Annotated in this window: 14 protein-coding genes and 1 pseudogene; 8 read left to right on the plus strand and 7 right to left on the minus strand. The window is 63.6% G+C overall.

The features are described 5' to 3' along the window. Positions 1-108 (plus strand): annotated as a pseudogene (locus tag FNA46_RS23795) (histidinol-phosphatase); the annotation flags it as partial. A gap of 9 nt (positions 109-117) precedes the next feature. Here the strand turns inward: FNA46_RS23795 and FNA46_RS23800 are convergent. Beyond that, positions 118-1,086 carry an alpha/beta fold hydrolase gene (locus FNA46_RS23800; RefSeq protein ID WP_143127704.1) on the minus strand — a complete coding sequence of 323 codons (969 nt, stop codon included), beginning with the start codon at positions 1,084-1,086 and terminating at the stop codon, positions 118-120. A 403-nt stretch (positions 1,087-1,489) separates the two neighbouring features. On the opposite strand from FNA46_RS23800, the gene FNA46_RS23805 reads away from it, so the two are divergent. After that, positions 1,490-1,972 carry an Hsp20 family protein gene (locus FNA46_RS23805; RefSeq protein WP_143127705.1) on the plus strand — a complete coding sequence of 161 codons (483 nt, stop codon included), beginning with the start codon at positions 1,490-1,492 and terminating at the stop codon, positions 1,970-1,972. A gap of 107 nt (positions 1,973-2,079) precedes the next feature. On the opposite strand, the gene FNA46_RS23810 is transcribed toward FNA46_RS23805, so the two are convergent. Beyond that, positions 2,080-3,072 (minus strand): bile acid:sodium symporter family protein, encoded by a 993-nt coding sequence (locus FNA46_RS23810; protein WP_143127706.1) that lies wholly within the window; start codon positions 3,070-3,072, stop codon positions 2,080-2,082. Between the two features lie 89 nt (positions 3,073-3,161). On the opposite strand from FNA46_RS23810, the gene FNA46_RS23815 reads away from it, so the two are divergent. Continuing rightward, the gene (locus FNA46_RS23815; protein ID WP_143127707.1) at positions 3,162-4,022 is read left to right on the plus strand and encodes a LysR family transcriptional regulator; all 861 of its coding nucleotides are present in this window, start codon (positions 3,162-3,164) and stop codon (positions 4,020-4,022) included. 82 nt (positions 4,023-4,104) lie between these two features. Here the strand turns inward: FNA46_RS23815 and FNA46_RS23820 are convergent, their stop codons facing one another. Continuing rightward, positions 4,105-5,157, minus strand: a complete 1,053-nt coding sequence (locus FNA46_RS23820) for a threonine aldolase family protein (RefSeq protein WP_143127708.1) — start codon at positions 5,155-5,157, stop codon at positions 4,105-4,107. A 426-nt stretch (positions 5,158-5,583) separates the two neighbouring features. Between FNA46_RS23820 and gltB the strand changes: the two genes are divergently transcribed. From gltB to FNA46_RS23835, 3 genes are all read left to right on the plus strand, one after another. Next, a complete protein-coding gene (gene gltB, locus FNA46_RS23825) occupies positions 5,584-10,299 on the plus strand; it encodes a glutamate synthase large subunit (protein ID WP_425468806.1) in 4,716 nt (1,571 codons plus the stop codon). A gap of 163 nt (positions 10,300-10,462) precedes the next feature. Further along, the gene (locus FNA46_RS23830) at positions 10,463-11,920 is read left to right on the plus strand and encodes a glutamate synthase subunit beta (RefSeq protein WP_143127709.1); all 1,458 of its coding nucleotides are present in this window, start codon (positions 10,463-10,465) and stop codon (positions 11,918-11,920) included. 101 nt (positions 11,921-12,021) lie between these two features. Further along, complete coding sequence (locus tag FNA46_RS23835) at positions 12,022-12,603, plus strand: nucleoside 2-deoxyribosyltransferase (RefSeq protein WP_143127710.1); 582 nt, start codon at positions 12,022-12,024, stop codon at positions 12,601-12,603. A 46-nt stretch (positions 12,604-12,649) separates the two neighbouring features. Here FNA46_RS23835 and FNA46_RS23840 read toward each other — a convergent pair whose 3' ends face one another. Both FNA46_RS23840 and FNA46_RS23845 read right to left on the minus strand, forming a co-directional pair. Beyond that, entirely contained in the window at positions 12,650-13,831 is a 1,182-nt protein-coding gene (locus FNA46_RS23840) for an SGNH/GDSL hydrolase family protein (protein WP_143127711.1), read from the minus strand. Positions 13,832-13,994: 163 nt separating this feature from the next. Continuing rightward, a complete protein-coding gene (locus FNA46_RS23845; protein ID WP_246103334.1) occupies positions 13,995-15,161 on the minus strand; it encodes a lytic murein transglycosylase in 1,167 nt (388 codons plus the stop codon). Positions 15,162-15,424: 263 nt separating this feature from the next. Here FNA46_RS23845 and galU point away from each other — a divergent pair, with 263 nt between their 5' ends. Next, positions 15,425-16,309, plus strand: a complete 885-nt coding sequence (gene galU, locus FNA46_RS23850) for a UTP--glucose-1-phosphate uridylyltransferase GalU (protein WP_143127713.1) — start codon at positions 15,425-15,427, stop codon at positions 16,307-16,309. Positions 16,310-16,399: 90 nt separating this feature from the next. Here galU and FNA46_RS23855 read toward each other — a convergent pair whose 3' ends face one another. Further along, on the minus strand, positions 16,400-17,848 hold the full coding sequence (locus FNA46_RS23855; protein WP_185969979.1) for an outer membrane beta-barrel protein: 1,449 nt from the start codon (positions 17,846-17,848) through the stop codon (positions 16,400-16,402). A gap of 158 nt (positions 17,849-18,006) precedes the next feature. On the opposite strand from FNA46_RS23855, the gene FNA46_RS23860 reads away from it, so the two are divergent. Beyond that, positions 18,007-19,002, plus strand: a complete 996-nt coding sequence (locus FNA46_RS23860; protein ID WP_143127748.1) for a KpsF/GutQ family sugar-phosphate isomerase — start codon at positions 18,007-18,009, stop codon at positions 19,000-19,002. A 24-nt stretch (positions 19,003-19,026) separates the two neighbouring features. On the opposite strand, the gene FNA46_RS23865 is transcribed toward FNA46_RS23860, so the two are convergent. Continuing rightward, positions 19,027-19,491 (minus strand): NfeD family protein, encoded by a 465-nt coding sequence (locus tag FNA46_RS23865; RefSeq protein ID WP_143127715.1) that lies wholly within the window; start codon positions 19,489-19,491, stop codon positions 19,027-19,029.

Consider the following 19,491-nt stretch of genomic DNA (forward strand, 5'->3'; position numbering starts at 1 on the left):
GGTGGCATTATCACCACCTGGGATGGCGGCCGGCCTGAACAGGGCGGCGATATCATCGCCGCCGGCAGCCGCGCGGTCTATGAAGAGGCGCGCGCGCTGCTCGCCTGATGGCTTTGCTCAGGCCACTGCGTCGGACAGCGGTGGCATGGTCTCGCTGCCCGGCATGAAGGCTTGGATCGCGGCGAGTGCCTGTGCGCGGTAGATGTCGCGTTCCTGCAAAATCTCGTGGCGGGCACCGGTGACCGGGATCAGCTGTGCCGCGCGAAAATTGCGCGACAGGTTTTCCTGCGCCGGATAGGGCACCACGCCATCGCGCATCGGCGCGATCAGCAGTGTTGGAATGGTGATGCGCGTCAGATGTGCCTGCTGGCTGACGCGGCTTGCCGCCATCAGCGTCTCGTGCAGCCAGCGCGCCGTCGGTGCGCCGATCGTCAGCTGCGGATGCGCGGCAATGAAGGCTGCGTTGCGGGCAAAGCGGGTGGCGTCCCCCGTCAGCGGATTGTCGGCGAAGGGACGCTGGCTGCGATCCTGGCCCATGGACTTTCGCCCGAAACCGAGCGCCGAGAAACCGGCCGCCAGGCGGCGGATCCACGGCTCCGGCAATTGCTGGTTGGCAAGCGCCACGTAAGGCGCCAGCAGCGCCATGCGCTCGATGCGGTTGGCAAGCCGCGGCGCCGCCGACAGCGCAATCAGCGCGCCGGTGGAATGGGCGAGCAGAAAGAAGGGCAGGCGGGCATCCGGCAGCACCACCTTTTGCAGAAACAGGTCGAGATCGCGCTCGTAATCGGCAAAGCGACGCACATGGCCCTTTCGATGATCTTTCAGCAGCCGCCCCGATCCGCCCTGGCCGCGCAGGTCGAAGGTCGCGACCCACAACCCCATGGCATTGAGATCGCGGATGGTCTCGGCATATTTCTCGATGAATTCGTTGCGACCCTGCAGCAGCACCACGGTGCCGCGCGCCGGCGACACGGCGGAACGGAACAGACTATAGCGCAGCCGCACGCCGTCATGGGCCGTCAGGAAGCCTGCCGTAAAATCCTCCGGCAGCGGATTGTCCGGCGTGGGGAAGAGAATGTCGTCCATCGGCTCGCCACCTGCTATGCCTGTCCACGGATAGGATCTGCATCCGCTCTCGTCAAAGAAAAAAGCCGGAACCGGAGATTGTTTTCCGGCACCGGCAGCAGGGCTGATGCGAAGGGACGGACGTCAGCCGCCCGCATGCATCAGAGCGGGCCGGCAATGTCCGCTTTGACCGGAAGCGCCTGAACGGCAGTGGAACCACCCCCTCAGGCAGGGTTCAGCCATGGGATGTCCGGCGTGTTGAGCGATCGTCATTTTTCGTCGTCACGGCTCTTGAAGCCGATTTTTGCCGCTCCCATCTCAAGGTCACGGACGCCGCAAGGGTCCGGACCAGGGCCGGCGCCGCCAGACGGGGCGCCGTTCCGAGATTGCAAAAACCGCAAACGTCGCTTCACAGGAGGACACCATGCGTCACATCGATTTTTCGCCGCTCTATCGCTCGACCGTCGGCTTCGACCGTCTCTTTTCCATGCTGGACGGTGTCGGCCAGCCCGAGCAGGCCCAGACCTACCCGCCCTACAATATCGAGCGCACCGGCGAAAACACCTACCGCATCACCATGGCGGTCGCCGGCTTCGATGAAAAGGAACTGAGCATCGAGGCACATGCCCATGTGCTGACCGTCAAGGGCGAGAAGTCCGAGGAAGAAGCATCGGACAAGAGCGAGTATCTTTATCGCGGCATTGCCAAGCGCGCCTTCGAGCGCCGCTTCCAGCTGGCCGATCACATGGAAGTGCGTGCCGCCTCGCTGAAGAACGGTCTGCTGCACATCGATCTCCTGCGCAATATTCCGGAAACGCTGAAGCCGCGCCGCATCGCGATCGCTGCCGATGTTCTCAGCACGCCGAAGACGATCGAGGCCCAGCCGGATCCGCAGAAGGTCAACTGACCGGATCTCGGCGCGGCGTCATTGCCTGCCCGACATTGTCTGCTGACGCAAAAGCCCCCTCCCGAGCGTCTCGGGAGGGGGCTTTCGTTTGGCCGTCGACGGGTCCGTCAGGCTGCGGCCGTCACGGCGGCAGCCTGGCGCGCCGCGCGCTTCGCGGCATATTTCTGGGCAAGCACCGCGCAGGTCATCAGCTGGATCTGGTGGAACAGCATCAGCGGCAGAACGATGGCGCCGATGCTCTGGCCGGCAAAGATGGCGCCTGCCATGGGCACGCCGGACGCCAGGCTCTTCTTCGAACCGCAGAAGGTGATGGTGATCTCGTCTTCCTTGTTGAAGCCGAGCAGGCGGCTGCCGAACATGGTGATGCACAGTACCAGCGCCAGCAGCAGTGCATCCATGACGATGACGACGCCGATATCGGTGATCGAGAAGGTGTGCCACAGGCCCTCGTTCACCGATTCGGAGAAGGCGAGATAAACGACCATCAGGATCGAACCCCGATCGACCGGCATCAGCAGCTTCTTGCGGGCGCGCACCCAGCCGCCGATCCAGGGTTCCAGCAACTGGCCAAGGATGAAGGGGGCAAGCAGCTGCAGCAGGATCGTCTCCAAGGCATCAAGCGAGAAGCCGGAGGTACCACTCGTCGTCATCAAAAGGCCGACGAGGAGCGGCGTCAGGAACATGCCGAACAGGTTGGAAGCCGAGGCCGAGCAGATGGCCGCCGGCACATTGCCGCCGGCAATCGAGGTGAACGCGATCGAGGACTGCACGGTCGACGGCAGTACGCAGAGATAAAGGAGGCCGACATACAGTTCCGGCTTCAGGATCGTCGACGGGATGAAGCCCGCCCCGAGGCCGAGAAGGGGGAAGATCGCATAGGTGACGGCAAGGATCGTCAGGTGCAGGCGCCAGTGCAGGATGCCGGCAATGACCACATCCCGCGACAGTCTTGCGCCATGCAGAAAGAAGAGAAGCGCGATGGCGCAGTCTGTCGCATAGCCGAAATACGTGGCAAACGCGCCCTTGGCGGGCAGGAAGGATGCGATGATGACCGTCGTCACCAGCATCAGGGTGAAGGTATCGGGCAAAAACCGGCGCATGGTCGTTCCTGTCAGCTGATCTGGCCTTTACGCATGCGCTATCATGAAACAGAATGCAAAGACTAACAGTTATTGTGGTTCATGATAAAATGCTGAATCTCGTCCATCTGGCCAGTTTCGTCCGCCTGCATGAAACCGGCAGCTTCACGCTGGCGGCCGAGCAGCTGGGCGTCGGCCAGTCCACAGTCACGCACCATATCCAGCGGCTGGAGCAGAGCCTTGGGCGGCAGCTGATCGATCGCACCACGCATCGCGTCAAGCTGACGACGGAAGGGGAGGCGCTTCTCAGCTACGCGCGCGGCATGCTGGACCTGAACGGCAAGGTGATGTCGATGTTCGGGGAGAGCCGGCTGCGGGGACGCCTGCGGCTCGGAGTCTCCGAAGACGTGGTGGCCAACCGGCTGACCGGCATTCTGGAGGATTTCATCCGCCTCTATCCTCTGGTCGATCTGGAGTTGACGGTGGCGCTCAGCGCCTCCCTCTACCAGATGCAGGATGTGGGCGATCTGGATCTGGTGCTGGCCAAGCGCCACATCGGCGAAACCCACGGACGTCTGCTCTATCGCGAGCCGCTCGTCTGGCTGGCGCGCGACCCGGATCTCCTGCAGGTCGAGCCGGGCCATCCCGTGCCGCTGATTGCCTTTCCGACGCCCAGCATCACACGCCGCGTGGCGCAGGAGGTGCTCGACAGGGCAGGTCTGCCCTGGCGCATTGTCTGCACCTGCGGCAGTCTCGCCGGCCTCACAGCCGCTGCGCGGGCCGGCATGGGCGTTCTCGTGCAGCCCCGCAGCATGGCGCCGGATGGTCTGAGGGAGGTGGCAGGCGATCGCCTGCCGGTTCTGGAGGATGTGGAATTCGTGCTGGTTGCGCGCCGCGGCGCAGATACGGCGCTGACGGAGGCCTTGTCGAGCCTGATCGTCCAGCGCATCCGGCCGCATGGTGCGCCCTGAGCGGCACGCCATGCGCCTCTTGATATCGTTCGGTTGAGACAGGCGCCGGACCTGCCAGCCGGCGCCCCTTGTGGCGGATCCGTCAGCCGGCGGCGATCACGTCGAGAAACGCATCCACATCCTGGGGCTCGGTCGCAAAGCTTGTCACGAGACGGATCAGCAGGTCGTGCTCGGCAACCGGTTCCGGCATGTCGTGCGGCTCCAGCCAGTCATAGAACTTGGCGCCCCCGGCCTCGGCCGCCTGGGCGGTGGATTTCGGAATGACGGCAAAGACTTCGTTGGAGGCTGTCGGCCAGGCCAGCCTTGCGCTGTTGGAGGCCTCGAGCCCGGCGCGCAGACGATCCGCCATGGCATTGGCGTGACGGGCGAGGTCTAGCCAGAGATTGTCCTGCAGGTAGGCCTCGAACTGCGCGGCGATGAAGCGCGACTTGGAGAACAGCTGGGCCGAGCGCTTGCGGATGAAGGGCAGTTCCCGTGCCATCTCCGGATCGAAGAAGACGATCGCTTCCGCGCACCAGCAGCCATTCTTGGTGCCGCCGAAGGAAAGCACGTCGACGCCGCGCTTCCAGGTCATCTCGGCGGGGGTCGCGCCCAGCTGCACGAGCGCATTGGCAAAGCGGGCGCCATCCATGTGCAGCGGCAGGCCATGCTCTTTCGCGATCCCGGCAATCTCCTCGATCTCGGTGAGGCTGTAGATGCTGCCGACTTCAGTGGCCTGCGTCATGGTGATGGCGGTGGCGCGGCCGTGGTGGACGGCATCCTGCGGATAGCGCGCGATGCGGCTGCGCAGCTGTTTCGGGTCCATCTTGCCAAGCGCCCCGGGCACGGGCGACATGCGCATGCCGCTGAAGAAGTCCGGCGCGCCGCATTCGTCCTCGATCACATGCGCTTCGGAATGGGCGAAGGTGACGCCACCCGGCTTGGCGAGGCTCGCCAGCGCCAGCGAATTGGCGGCCGTGCCGGTCGCCACGAAGAAGACGGCGACCTCGCGCTCGAAAATCTCGTTGAAGCGCTGTTCGATGGCGCGGTCCAGTTCGCTCGTGCCATAGGCTGCGGCAAAGCGCGTCGATTCTTTCAGCAGGCGTTCGTTGATGGCGGGGTGAGCGCCAGCCCAGTTGTCCGAGGCAAAGAACATGAGGCATTTCTCGCAAGAGGGGTCAGGATGCGCGGAAAGATGCGGCCGTTCGTCCTGCGGATCAATAGCATTATGGGGTTGGCGCCGGCGGACCCGATTTTGGGGCATGAAGTGGAAAGAAGAGCTCCGCTTTCGATAATTTTCTTGCGTGAATGTGGGGCGGAACGGCAACTTTCCGGCTGTGAGGGGTGCTCTTTTTCCCTGCCGCGCCCTTGCGCGGGACCCTGATTTCTGTCATAGAAAATGAAAACTAGGACAGTCATTCTGTCCTAATTCGCCGCGAAAGGCCGTAACGAAGCGTTAACCTCCCGTCCGGGAGGTCTTGTCGTCTGCGGTTCACCTGCGCTGTGTAAGTCTGTGTGGCGCCTTGTGCGCCTTATGAGATCAACCCTTGCCCGCTCCGGCGGCCGATAAGGAGGACGAATGATGACCGAGGCTGAAAGACCCCATGGCGCCGAAGGCGAGACCGTGAAAGCCGTCATTCCGGCTCGTCCGTCCTTCCCCGGTCTGCCCATGGCGCAGGGTCTCTACGATCCGCGCAACGAGCACGACGCCTGCGGCGTCGGCTTCATTGCCCACATGAAGGGCCAGAAGTCGCACCAGATCGTCAAGGACGGCCTGTTCATTCTGGAAAACCTCACCCATCGCGGCGCTGTCGGCGCCGATCCGCTGATGGGCGATGGCGCGGGCATTCTCGTGCAGATCCCCGACCGTTTCTTCCGCGAGGAAATGGCCAAGCAGGGTGTGACGCTGCCGAAGGCTGGCGAATATGCCGTCGGCCATATCTTCATGCCGCGCGACCCGGAACAGATCGCCCATTTCAAGAAGGTGATGATCGACGTCATCGCCGAGGAGGGGCAGCAGTTCCTCGGCTTCCGCGATGTGCCGGTCGATAATTCTTCGCTCTCCAAGGCACCGGATATCGCTGCGACCGAACCCTATCACTGTCAGGTCTTCATCGGCGCCGGCCGCGATGCGGCGACGAACCATGACTTCGAGCGCAAGCTGTTCCTGCTGCGCAAGGTGATCTCCAACCGCATCTACGACCAGTTCGGCGGTCAGGAGACCGGCTTCTATCCGGTGTCGCTGTCGTCCTCGACGATTGTCTACAAGGGCATGTTCCTGGCCTATCAGGTGGGTGCCTATTACAAGGACCTGTCCGATCCGCGCTTCGAATCCGCGGTTGCCCTCGTGCACCAGCGTTTCTCGACCAACACCTTCCCGTCGTGGAAGCTGGCGCATCCGTACCGAATGGTTGCCCATAACGGCGAAATCAACACGCTGCGCGGCAACGTCAACTGGATGGCGGCGCGTCAGGCGTCCGTGTCTTCGCCCTTCTTCGGCGACGATATCTCCAAGCTCTGGCCGATCTCCTACGAAGGCCAGTCGGACACCGCCTGCTTCGACAACGCGCTCGAATTCCTCGTACGCGGCGGCTATTCCATGGCCCATGCGGTGATGATGCTGATCCCGGAAGCCTGGGCGGGCAACCAGTCCATGAGCCCTGAGCGCAAGGCCTTTTACGAATACCATGCCGCGCTGATGGAGCCGTGGGATGGTCCGGCGGCCGTTGCGTTTACCGATGGCAAGCAGATCGGCGCGACGCTCGACCGCAACGGCCTGCGTCCGGCCCGCTATGTCGTCACCTCCGACGACCGCGTGATCATGGCCTCCGAAGCCGGCGTGCTGCCGGTTCCGGAAGAAACCATCGTCAAGAAGTGGCGCCTGCAGCCCGGCAAGATGCTGCTGATCGACATGGAGAAGGGCCGCATCGTTTCCGACGAGGAAGTGAAGAGCGAGCTTGCCACCAAGCATCCCTACCGCAACTGGCTGGACCGCACCCAGATCATTCTGGAAGACCTGAAGCCCGTGGAGCCCCGCGCGCTACGCCGCGACGTGTCGCTGCTCGACCGCCAGCAGGCTTTCGGCTACACCTCGGAAGACACCAAGATCCTGATGTCGCCGATGGCGACCACCGGCCAGGAAGCCGTCGGCTCCATGGGCACCGACACGCCGATCTCGGCCATGTCGTCGAAGTCGAAGCTGCTTTACACCTATTTCAAGCAGAACTTCGCGCAGGTGACGAACCCGCCGATCGACCCGATCCGCGAAGAGCTGGTGATGAGCCTCGTCTCCTTCATCGGCCCGCGCCCGAACATTCTCGACCATGAGGGCATGGCCAAGGCCAAGCGCATGGAAGTGCGCCAGCCGATCCTGACCAATGGCGATCTCGAAAAGATCCGTTCCATCGGCCACATGGAAGATCACTTCGACACCAAGACGCTCGACTTCACCTATGATGTGGAGCGGGGCGCCGAAGGCATGCCGGAAATGCTCGACCGTCTCTGCGAGCGTGCGGAAGCGGCGGTCAAGGGCGGTTATAACATCATCGTTCTCTCCGACCGCCAGATCGGCCCGGACCGCATCGCCATCCCGGCGCTGTTGGCGACGGCTGCCGTGCACCATCACCTGATCCGCAAGGGGCTGCGCACCTCCGTCGGTCTCGTCGTGGAATCGGGCGAGCCGCGCGAGATCCATCATTTCTGCTGCCTCGCCGGCTTCGGCGCCGAGGCGATCAACCCCTATCTCGCCTTCGATACGCTGACGGACATGCATGCCCGCGGCGAATTCCCCAAGGAAGTCGATGCGAGCGAAGTGGTCTATCGCTACATCAAGGCCGTGGGTAAGGGCATTCTGAAGGTCATGTCCAAGATGGGCATCTCGACCTACCAGTCCTATTGCGGCGCGCAGATCTTCGATGCCATCGGCCTCGCTTCGGAACTGGTCAACAAGTACTTCTTCGGCACCGCCACCACCATCGAAGGCGTTGGTCTGGCGGAAATTGCCGAGGAAACCGTGGCACGCCACAAGGCTGCTTTCGGCAAGGACCCGGTTCTGGCCTCCACGCTCGATATCGGTGGCGAATATGCCTACCGCATGCGCGGCGAAAGCCATGCCTGGACGCCGGATGCGGTGGCCTCGCTGCAGCATGCAGTGCGCGGCAACAGCCAGGACCGCTATCGCGAATTCGCAGCCATGGTGAACGAGACCTCGCTGCGCATGAACACCATTCGCGGCCTGTTCAAGATCAAGTCGGCAGAGGCGATCGGCCGCAAGCCGGTCTCGATCGATGCGGTCGAGCCGGCGGTGGATATCGTCAAGCGCTTCTCGACCGGTGCCATGTCCTTCGGCTCGATCAGCCGCGAGGCGCACACCACGCTCGCCATTGCCATGAACCGCATCGGCGGCAAGTCGAACACCGGCGAGGGCGGCGAAGAGAGCGATCGTTACATGCCGCTTGCGGACGGGTCGCAGAACCCCGAGCGTTCGGCCATCAAGCAGATCGCCTCCGGCCGCTTCGGTGTGACGACGGAATATCTCGTCAATGCCGACATGCTGCAGATCAAGGTGGCGCAGGGTGCAAAGCCCGGCGAAGGCGGCCAGCTGCCCGGCCACAAGGTGGATGCGACGGTGGCCAAGACCCGCCATTCCACGCCGGGCGTCGGCCTCATCTCGCCGCCGCCGCACCACGACATCTATTCGATCGAAGATCTGGCGCAGCTGATCTACGACCTGAAGAACGTCAACCCGGCGGCCGATATCTCGGTCAAGCTGGTGTCGGAAGTGGGCGTCGGCACGGTTGCCGCCGGTGTCGCCAAGGCGCGCGCCGATCATATCACGGTCGCCGGCTTCGATGGCGGCACGGGCGCTTCGCCGCTCACCTCGCTGAAGCATGCCGGTAGCCCCTGGGAAATCGGCCTTGCCGAAACCCAGCAGACGCTGGTGCTGAACGGTCTTCGCTCGCGCATCGCGCTGCAGGTCGATGGCGGCCTGAAGACGGGTCGTGACGTGATTGTGGGTGCGCTGCTGGGCGCCGACGAGTTCGGTTTCGCGACCGCGCCGCTGATCGCCGCCGGCTGCATCATGATGCGCAAGTGCCATCTGAACACCTGCCCCGTCGGCGTTGCCACGCAGGATCCGGTTCTGCGCAAGCGCTTCAAGGGTACGCCCGAACACGTCATCAACTACTTCTTCTTCGTGGCCGAAGAAGTGCGCGAAATCCTCGCCTCGCTGGGCTTCACCCGGCTGGACGAAATCATCGGCGCTTCCGAACTTCTGGAGAAGGATGAGATGCTGGCGCACTGGAAGGCCAAGGGGCTCGATTTCAGCCGCATCTTCCACAAGGTGGAGGCTCCGAAGGAGGCGACCTACTGGACCGAGCGCCAGAAGCATCCGATCGACGACATTCTCGATCGCAAGCTGATCGAAAAGTCGCTGCCGGCGCTGGAAAGCAAGGAATCGGTGGTCTTCGAGGTGCCGATCAAGAACGTCGACCGCTCGGCTGGCGCGATGCTCTCGGGCGCGCTTGCCAAGCGCTGGGGTCACAAGGGTCTCAAGGACGACACCATTCATGTCACCCTGCGTGGCACGGCCGGCCAGTCCTTCGGCGCCTTCCTTGCCCGCGGCATCACGTTCGATCTGGTGGGTGACGGCAACGACTATGTCGGCAAGGGGCTCTCGGGTGGCCGCATCATCGTGCGCCCGCCGGAAAACTCGAAGCTTGCCGCTGAACAGTCGATCATCGTCGGCAACACGGTGCTTTACGGCGCGATCACCGGCGAATGCTATTTCCGGGGTGTGGCGGGCGAGCGCTTTGCGGTGCGCAACTCCGGTGCGATTGCTGTCGTCGAAGGCGTGGGCGATCACGGCTGCGAATACATGACGGGCGGCATCGTGGTGGTTCTCGGCGAAACGGGCCGCAATTTCGCAGCCGGCATGTCCGGCGGCGTGGCTTACGTTCTCGATGAGAGCGGCGATTTCGCCAAGCGCTGCAACATGGCCATGGTCGAGCTGGAGCCGGTGCCGGAAGAAGACGACATGCTGGAGAAGCTCCACCATCACGGTGGCGACCTCATGCACAAGGGACGTGTGGATGTTTCCGAGGACATGACGCGCCACGATGAGGAGCGACTCTACCAGATGATCTCCAACCATCTCCACTACACGGGCTCCACCCGCGCCAAGGAGATCCTGGATCGCTGGACCGAGTATCGTCCGAAGTTCCGCAAGGTCATGCCGGTCGAATACCGCCGTGCTCTGGAGGAAATGGAACGCATGCGCATGGGCGTTGCGGCGGAGTAAGTCGCCGCAACCGATCATTCACTGATCAAGCCGTTCGCGAATGCCACGCTGGCCTTTGCGAACGGAAAGATCGAAGGGAATTTCATCGTATCGGCGAGGGCGCAAATGGCGACGGTCGATACAGGGAGCCTGAAGGTTCCCAGTCTGAAGTGAGGGATGAAACATGGGCAAGGTTACGGGTTTCATGGAAATCGACCGGCAGGTGGCAAAATACCAGCCTGCGTCGGACCGTATTCGCCACTTCCGCGAGTTCACCATTCCGATGTCGGATGCCGAGGTGACGAAACAGGCAGCCCGCTGCATGGACTGTGGCATTCCCTATTGCCATGGCCCGACCGGCTGTCCGGTTCACAACCAGATCCCGGACTGGAACGATCTCGTCTATAATAACAAGTGGGAAGAGGCGATCCGCAACCTCCATTCCACCAACAACTTCCCGGAATTCACCGGGCGCGTCTGCCCGGCGCCGTGCGAGGAAGCCTGCACGCTGAACCTGGAAGATGCCCCCGTCGCCATCAAGACGGTGGAGCAGGCGATTGCCGACAAGGCCTATGAGCTGGGCTTCATCTCGCCGCAGCCGCCGACCATCCACACCGGCAAGAAGGTCGCCATCATCGGCTCCGGTCCTGCCGGTCTCGCGGCTGCCCAGCAGCTTGGCCGTGCCGGTCACGAGGTGCATGTCTACGAGCGGGAGAGCAAGCCCGGCGGTCTGCTGCGCTATGGCATTCCGGACTTCAAGATGGAGAAGAACTTCATCGACCGCCGCGTCGAGCAGATCAAGGGCGAGGGCGTCACCTTCCATTGCGGCGTCAATATCGGCGTCGATCTGCCGATGGAAAAGCTGCTGGCCGAGCATGATGCGGTCATCTATTGCGGCGGCTCCGAAACGCCGCGCCCGGCCGGTATTCCGGGCGTGGAACTGCACGGCGTCTATGATGCCATGCCCTATCTCGTGCAGCAGAACCGTCGCGTCGGTCGCGAAAACATCGACAGCGTCGGCTGGCCGTCGGAGCCGATCCTCGCCGGTGCCAAGCATGTCGTCGTCGTCGGTGGCGGCGATACGGCTTCGGACTGCGTCGGCACGGCCTTCCGCCAGGGTGCCGTGAAGGTGACCCAGCTCGACATCCGTCCGATGCCGCCGGAAAAGGAAGACAAGCTGGCTGTCTGGCCGTTCTGGGCCACCAAGATGCGCACCTCGTCTTCGCAGGCCGAAGGTGCCGTGCGCGAGTTCCAGGTGGCAACGCTGGAATTCGTCGGTGATGAGGACGGCCAGCTGACGGGCGTTCGCTGCTGCCAGGTGGATGAGCGCCGCAAGCCGATCGCGGGCACGGACTTCATCATCAAGGCCGATCTCGCCTTCATCGCCATCGGCTTCTCGGGTCCGGCGAAGGATAGCGTTCTGAAGGATCTGGGCGACAAGCTGGCGCTCAATGTCGACCGCCGCGGCTCGACCAATGTTGTCGCCAATGACCGCGACTACAAGACCTCGGTCGACAAGCTCTGGACGGCTGGTGACGTACGCCGCGGCCAGTCGCTGGTGGTCTGGGCGATCCGTGAGGGCCGTCAGGTGGCACGCGCCGTGGATGAGGCCCTGATGGGCAGCACCGTGCTGCCCGCCTGATAGCGACAGATCAGGATCGGCTCGGGAAACCGGGCCGATCTGTTTTTCACAATCCCTTTGCCGCCGCCTTATCGCCAGCGCATTTACCGGAAGACCGGCCCATGACCCTGAAACTCTATCTTGCCGGGCCGGAGGTGTTCCTGCCCAATGCCCGTGACATGCTCGACCGCAAGGCGGCGATGGCGCGTTCCTATGGCTTCGAGCCGATCTGCCCCGGCGACATCTCCATCGAACCCGCCCCGACCCGCCACGAATTCGGCCTCAAGATCAGCGCGGTGGACGAGGGCATGATGAACCGCGCCGACGGCGTGATCGCCAACCTGACCCCGTTCCGCGGCATCGCGGCCGATGTCGGAACGGCCTTCGAACTGGGTTACATGTGCGCCCAGGGCAAGCTGGTGGCGGCCTATACCAATGTGGCGGCCAATCACTTTGCCCGCACCAGCGCCTATTACGGCGGTGAGGTGCGGGAAGGGGCGGATGGCCGCAAGCGCGGGCCGGACGGCATTTCGCTTGAGGATTTCGACATGATCGAGAACCTCATGCTGCATGGTGGCATCGAACGGCGCGGCGGCCATATCGCCATCCATGCCGCGGCGGCTGATGCCGTCTACACCGATCTCACGGCCTTTGAAGAATGCCTTTCGGTGCTTGCAAAACGACGCGACGAGCAGGCGGCGTAAGGCCGTCCGTTGTTCACAGGCTCGACGTTGACGGACTGCGTCTTGCTCAGCGGGTCGAGCCGGTAATCTCCGTGCGGTAATAATCGACGCGGCCGGCCGGCGCCTCCGGCAGTTCGCCGCGCTTGACCAGAAGCTCGCGCGGTGTCTCCCCCGCTGCCGGTTTTGGCGCGTCAGATGTCTTCTGGCCCAAAAGTTCGCCGCCACCGTCCAGTTCCGGATCGGTCAGGCTGATCGGCTGTGTCTTGACGCTGGGTTCCGCTGCCGGCGGCAGGCTGGAAAGCTGCGGCAGATTGGCGGCATCGCCCCGGATGATGTCGGTAATGCTGAGATCGCCGAGATGGCGTCGCGCCAGCTTTTCCACGTAGAAGGCGAGCTTGCGCTTGCCCGCATCGGTAAAGCCGATGCCGTCGGCGCTGCGCAGGCGCACCGGCTGGCCGTTGATGTCGGAGCCTGTCACGATGAAGGCACCGCTTTCGCTGACGAAGCCATCCCAGATATCGACGAATTCGCCGCCCAGCTTCTCCACCTGATGGCGGTAGATGCCGTTCAGTGTCACGGCGTCGGTGGTGAGGGACGGCGACTCGAAGGCCGGCAGTCCCACCCAGAGAAGCGGCAGACCGGCATCGGTCACCAGCTTCGCCAGCCGTGCGATGCGAGCCTCGTAGGCGGCCAGCCACTTTTCGCTGCGGAAGCGCTCGCGCGTGGCGTCAACCTGCATGGCCTGCCGGTCATTGGCGCCGATCATCACCACCACCAGCTTCGGCTTTTCCTGCGCCAGCAATTGCTGCAACTGCTGTGGCCAGTTGAGGTGATCTTCGCGCACGAGGCCAGACGAGCCGGAGCCCTGTTCGACAATTGCGACGGAAGGATCCTGCGCAAAGGCTTCGGTGAGGCCCTTGCCGAGGCTCATGGCCGTGAAATCGCCGATCACCAGGATCTTGCGGGCATCCTCCATCTTCTCCACCGGCGCCGGTTCGTCCGGACGCGCGGTTTGCGACGTTGCCGGACGGCTCTCGCCGGGCGCGGCCGTCCGGGGCGGTGTGCGCCGTCGCGGCCTTTCGGGAGAAGGGGTAGCCCGCTCCTGAACCTGGCGACGATCACCGAACAGCATGTCCATCAGGGTGCGGCGCTCCTGCGCGTCTGCGGGCGCAATGTCGAGCGGAACGAGCAGCAGGACGCACAAGGCTACGAACGCCGCCCGTTTTCCCTTGCCATTGCCTTCCGTCATCGTATCCGTCCTTCGCGTCAGGGGCAGAACACTCACCTGATCGGTTTTTGACCCTGATGGAGCCTTTCCAACGCCAAAGGCGCCGGCCATCTGAAGGATGGAGCATCGGCGCCTTCTCAACCGCGGGCAGACCCTGACCGCCGTTCCAGCCCCTGAACGACGATCAGTTGCGCAGCCGCTTCAGCAGCGTCTGCGACGGCTCGCCATCCGCCTCCATGCCGAGACGCGACTGGATGGCACTGATGGCCGCCCGCGAGCCCGAGCCGAAATTGCCGTCGATCTCGCCATCATAATAGCCAAGAGCCTTCAGCCGACGCTGCAGCTCGAATTTTTCCTTCACGTCCAGCGTGCCGTGCGGGCGCGGCCAGGGCTGAACCATGCCGCCATAACCGGCAATTTCGTCCGCCAGAAGGCCGACGGCCAGCGCATAGCTGTCGGCGGCATTGTAGCGCTTCACCACGAAGAAATTCCGCAGCATGAGGAATGCGGGGCCTTCGGCGCCAGCGAGAAGTTTCAGTTCCGCCCGATCGCTGCCACGGGGGAAGGGTTTTCCATTGGCGCGGATAACACCGAGGGCGGCCCATTGGGCAAGCGTCTTCGTCTGGCCGGCATAACGGGTCACCGTCGGCGGAAGAAGCGCCTCGTAGCCCCAGGTCCGGCCATTCTCCCAGCCGTTCTGCGCCAGCAGGTTGGCGGCAGTGGCGAGCGCGTCCGGAACGGAACTCCAGATGTCGCGGCGGCCATCGCCGTCGGCATCGACGGCATAGAGGAGATAGCTCGTCGGGATGAACTGGGTATGGCCCATGGCCCCGGCCCAGGAGCCGGTCAGGTGTCTTGGCGAGATTTCGCCGCTCTGCAGGATCTTGAGCGCTGCGATCAACTGCGTGCGGGCGAATTTTGCCCGCTTCGGATCCGCCCAGGCCAGCGTTGCCAGCGCCTGCGGAATGTTGTGCAGCCGCTCCGGCTGGGACAGCACTGCGCCGTAATTGGATTCCATGGACCAGATGGCGAGCAGAACGTGCTTGTCCACCCCGTAGCGGCGCTCGAGCGCATCGAGAAGCCTGCCGTGCTTGGCCAGCATCTCGCGCCCGTTGCGCACGGTAAACGGATTGACGCGTGAATCCAGGTACTGCCAGATCTCGGTCTTGAATTCCGGCTGATAGTTCGCCTTGCGCAGCACGTCCTCGTCGGGACCCGTGACGCCGGCAAATGCCTTGTTGTATGTGGAACGCGTGATACCGTTTTCTGCTGCAGTGCGGTAGAAATTGGCCACCCACGCCTTGAAACCCGGCTCGGCCTGGGCATCTATGGCAGTGGTGATCAGCATCATGGCCGCGATCACGGAGAGGGCAAGTCCGGCGAAACGATGTGGGGTAAAAAATCTCATCGGCTGTCGTGTTCCTTGTGCTTTCCGGTCTCAAATTCGCCAGGATCGGGAACCACGCCCTGGCTGTCACGGCAGGATACGGCAGACAGTGTCAACAAATTCTTTACCATCACTACACTGATCTGTCATTGTTTGTGATTATGTGGTGATTATCGGATAAGTGCGATTCCGCACCGCAATGATTGTAAGTGCTTTAGGAGGCATGAGTGGGACAACAGAAAATCCGTAAGGCCGTATTTCCCGTCGCAGGACTGGGAACCCGCTTCCTTCCAGCCACGAAGGCTGTTCCGAAGGAAATGCTGACGGTCGTTGACAAGCCGGTCATCCAGTACGTTGTCGATGAAGCCGCGGAAGCAGGGATCGAGCATTTCGTGTTCGTCACCGGCCGTGGCAAAGGTGTTATCGAAGATTATTTCGACATTCAGTTCGAACTCGAACAGATGCTGCGCGAGCGCAACAAGAATGCCGAGCTGACCTTGCTTGCGGATCTTCTTCCCAAGGCCGGCACGGCAAGCTTCACCCGCCAGCAGGTTCCGCTGGGTCTTGGTCATGCCGTCTGGTGCGCCCGTGATATCGTGGGCGACGAACCCTTCGCGGTTCTGCTGCCCGACATGATCATGTCGTCGGACAAGAGCTGCCTCAAGGGCATGGTCGAGCTTTACGACAAGACCGGCGGCAATGTTCTCGCTGTTGAGGAATGCGCACCGGAACTGGCCCACAAGTACGGCATCGTCGGCGTGGGCGACAAGGTCGGCGAGGAAGGCTTCAAGATCACCGAGATGGTGGAAAAGCCGGCCAAGGGCACCGCTCCCTCCAACTTCTTCATCAACGGCCGCTACATCCTGCAGCCGGAGATCTTCAAGATCCTGGAAACCCAGGAGCGCGGCGCCGGTAATGAAATCCAGCTGACCGACGGCATGCTGACGCTGGCCAAGTCGCAGGAATTTGCCGCTTACCACTTCAAGGGCGAGACCTATGACTGCGGCGCCAAGGACGGCTTCATCCTGGCGAACCTCGCCTTCGCGCTGAAGCGTGGCGACATCCGCCCGCTGATCGAAGGCCCGCTGAAGGCGCTGACCGCCGGTCTCTGATCCGCTCCGCACGAGCAATCCAGGAACCCCGTGGCGGACGCCGCGGGGTTTTTTGTTGCCATTTTATCTCTTCGCGAGAGAGGGGACGCCCTATCGCCGCAGGCTGACGCCGATGCCGGCGCGCACCAAGTTGCTGTCCGGGCCACTCGCATTGCCGGTATGCTCGTAGCCGAGATTGGCGGTGAGATCGAAATAGCGGTTGAGGTTCCAGATCAGGTCGAAGCCGGTCTGCCAGTCGGTCTCGTCGGGGCTTGCGGAAAAGTTGCGCTGCGTGACGGAGCCGGTGAGGCGGGCGGTCAGGCGGGTGAGCACCTGTTGCGAGAGGCCGGCCGTCCACTGGTATTCCCGCCAGCCGCTGACGCCGGCGGCTGTCGAATCCTGCAGGGTGGTGCGCAGGCCGACATCGACATCGGTGCCCCGGTGCGGCGACCAGAACAGCGTGCCGTCCAGGGTGACGGCGCCGAGCGAGGCGAGACGGGCATCCTCGTAATCGACGGTGGCGTAGCCGATCCCGAACTCGCCGCGCAGCTTCTCGCCGAAATCGAACTGCAGGCCGCCGCGGCCACCATAGCTGTGCGATGAGCGGGCATAGCCGGAGCTATCGCGCGCATCGTCGTAGATTGCCCGGCCGAGGCTTGCCTCGATGAAGGGAATGAGGGCGGGGGAGAGTTCGTAACCCAGCCGCAGTCGGCCCTCGACGGCCCAGCGGTCCCGGTCGCCAAGCGAAAGACGGCTGCCATCGGCAAAGCGCGCCGAACCATAGGTGGAGCGCACGGCCGCGAGACTGGCCGTACCGCGCAGAATTCCGAAATCGCGCGAGAGGGAGGCGCCGGTGCTATAGCGGTTGACGCCGGCCTGGGTGGTGGCGCCGCTCACCGCGTTCGGATCGCTGGTCGATTCCCGCTGGAAGGCATAGCCGCCGGTGAGATGCGCCACGGTTTGATCGGCCAGATCGAGTCTCAGGTCGGCGTCGATGCGTCCTTCCGGCTTCGTGCTGGCATTACCGCTCAGATTGCGCTCATGGGTGCCTTCCGCCGTCACCGTCAGGGCATGGCGCGACCAGTCGGAGGACAGCGTGCCGTTGACGGCGGTGGCGGCATAGGTGCGGCGTGTCTCGCTGCCGCCAATGCGGGTGCGCTCGCCGTTGATGCTCTCGTTGATTGTTGGTCGCAGCATGAAGCTGCCGAGCCGGATACCGGTACCGTCATCCGCTGTGCGACCTGCATTGTCGCCGTCGATTGTCGGTTCCGGCAGGTTCTGCGCCCCCTCGATCAGCGTGTTCAGGTCATCGGCATCCGTGCCGTCGCTTCTCAGCGGCACGTCCTGCCGCAGCCCCATGCGCAGCACTGTTGCGCCAAGCGGGTTCGGGGGGCTGCCGGCCGCGGAAGCCGCATCCGTTGTCCCCGCATCGCCGCCGTCGGTGACGAGGGATTGCGCGGACGCAAGCGCCGGCGCCAGCAGCGCCGCCGCCGTCACGAGCAGCGCCACCGGCCGAAAATGCCGGGCCGGGTTGCCGTGACGGAGAGGGATGCGGGTCATGAACAGCCTTATGCACTGCGGGTCGTGGCGCGACGCCATGGTGAGCAAATGCTAAAGGAACAGGGTTAATCCTTGGTTGCGGGCCGCTTGTGGTTCCTTGCACCGCCGGGACCGGGTGCCGCATGGACTTCCGCCGTCCGCCGCGCTATGGCAGCGGCATGAACAGCAAAGCCATTCTCCCCGATCAGGCCGATGTGATTGCCTCGGCGCTGCGCACCATATCCATCGAAAAGCAGGGGCTGAGCGCGCTCGAGGCGGCCCTCGGCAACGGGCTCGCGGAACCCCTGCGTGAGACGATCGCGCTGATCGCCGGCATTTCAGGCCGCGTGATCGTCACGGGGGTCGGCAAGAGCGGCCACATCGGCGCGAAGATTGCGGCAACCTTCGCTTCCACCGGCACGCCGGCCTTTTTCGTCCATGCAGCCGAGGCCAATCACGGCGATCTCGGTATGATTGCCGGCAATGATCTGGTGCTGGCCATTTCCAAGGGGGGCGAAAGCGCCGAACTCAAAAGCATCATCGCCTATACGCGCCGTTTCTCCATTCCGCTGGTGTCGATCACCTGCGCGCCGCAGGCCTCGCTGGCCCGCCAGAGCGACGTGGTGCTGCTGGTGCCGGCCGAGCAGGAGGCCTGCCCGCACGGGCTGGCACCGACCACCTCCACGCTGATGCAACTGGCGCTGGGGGATGCGCTTGCGGTGGCGCTTCTGGAAGCGCGCGGCTTTACCGCAACCGATTTCCACGTCTTCCATCCCGGCGGAAAGCTGGGAGCGAGCCTCACCCATGTGGGCGACATCATGCATACCGGCGAGCGCCTGCCGCTGGTGGCACGTGGAACGCCGATGCCCGACGCGGTGCGCACACTGTCCCACAAGCATTTCGGCTGCGTCATCGTCCTCAATGAGGATGGCACGCTGGCGGGTATCGTCACGGAAGGCGACATGGCGCGCAACCTGCACCGCAATCTCGGCGAACTCTGCGTCGATGACGTGATGACGGTAACGCCGAAGACGATTGTCGCTTCGACGCTTGCGACGGCAGCGCTTGGATTGATCAACAAGCACAATATCGGCGCGCTGATTGTCATAGACGAGGCGCGCAAGCCGATTGGCCTCGTGCATTTTCACGATCTTCTGCGCATCGGCGTCGCCTGACGACGGCGTTTGGCCGCCCGTCGCTCAGCCGACGACCGGTTCCACGATCAGTTCCGTGCCGGTCCAGGCGGCGACGCGCACCCGCATGCCGGCCGGCAGGTCCGGCCCGGAGACCGACCACCAGCTGTCATCCAGCTTGATGCGACCGCGGCCCTCGCGGATCGGCTCGGCGAGCGTTGCGGTGCGGCCAACGAGGCTGTCGCCGCGCCGGTTCAGCATCGGCTCGTCGCTTTCGCCATGCGCATGGGCGAACAGGCGGCGACCGATGAGCGTGATGGCGACCGCAAGGGCGGCAAAGATCACCAGCTGCAGCTGCCAGCTCCACAGGCTCTGCTCCCAGAAAAACAGGGAGAGCGCGCCCACCAGCATGGCGGCAAGCCCGATCCAGATCAGGAAGACGCCGGGCGCGGCAAGTTCCGCCGCGAGCAGAACCAGCCCGATGATGATCCAGCTCCAGGGGCCGAGGGCCACGACCATCTGCGGGATCAT

The organism is Affinirhizobium straminoryzae (assembly GCF_007004135.1).
GTDB lineage: Bacteria > Pseudomonadota > Alphaproteobacteria > Rhizobiales > Rhizobiaceae > Neorhizobium > Neorhizobium straminoryzae.